At 42.4% G+C, this 668-nt stretch carries 1 protein-coding gene and 1 pseudogene; both read left to right on the top strand.

Annotated features, from left to right (window positions below; all coding sequences use genetic code 11):
* Positions 1-434 (top strand): deoxyribose-phosphate aldolase (gene deoC / locus C1H58_RS12085; RefSeq protein ID WP_165546314.1); only part of this gene is annotated, 434 nt, incomplete at its 5' end.
* A 39-nt stretch (positions 435-473) separates the two neighbouring features.
* Positions 474-668: pseudogene (locus tag C1H58_RS12080) on the top strand (phosphopentomutase); the annotation flags it as partial.

Raw genomic sequence — 668 nt, 5'->3', positions numbered from 1 at the left:
CAGAAGATGCTTTACGTAAAGGTGCAGATGAAATTGATATGGTCATCAACATTGGTGCTTTAAAAGACGGACGTTACGCTGATGTACAACAAGATATTGAAGCTGTGGTCAAAGCGGCTCAAGGACATACGGTTAAAGTCATTATTGAAACAGTCTTACTGACAGATGAAGAAAAAGTGAAAGCCTCTGAATTAGCACAAGCAGCAGGCGCACACTTTGTGAAAACATCCACTGGCTTTGCGGGTGGCGGTGCCACACCTGAAGATGTGAAATTAATGAAAGAGACTGTCGGGGAGGCATTAGAAGTGAAAGCCTCCGGCGGTGTGCGTAGTTTAGAAGATTTTAACGCAATGGTTGAAGCAGGTGCCACACGTGTGGGCGCAAGTGCAGGTGTTCAAATCATGCAAGGATTGGAATCAGACGCAGACTATTAAACGATAACAGCTAAATTAATCAATGTAGGAGTGATTTATATGACAACACCATTTCAACGTGTACATTTGATTGTCATGGATTCTGTTGGGATAGGAGAAGCCCCAGATGCGAAAGATTTTAATGATGAAGGGTCCCACACACTAAAACATACGTTAGAAGGATTTGATCAAAAATTACCGTATCTTGAACAATTAGGTTTGGGTAATATTGATGCCTTACCTGTCGTTGGGGCA

This window comes from Staphylococcus sp. 191 (assembly GCF_011174885.1).
In the GTDB taxonomy this organism is placed as follows: domain Bacteria; phylum Bacillota; class Bacilli; order Staphylococcales; family Staphylococcaceae; genus Staphylococcus; species Staphylococcus coagulans.
Note: the sequence above shows the minus strand (reverse complement) of the source record. Positions and strands in the feature narration are given on the sequence as shown.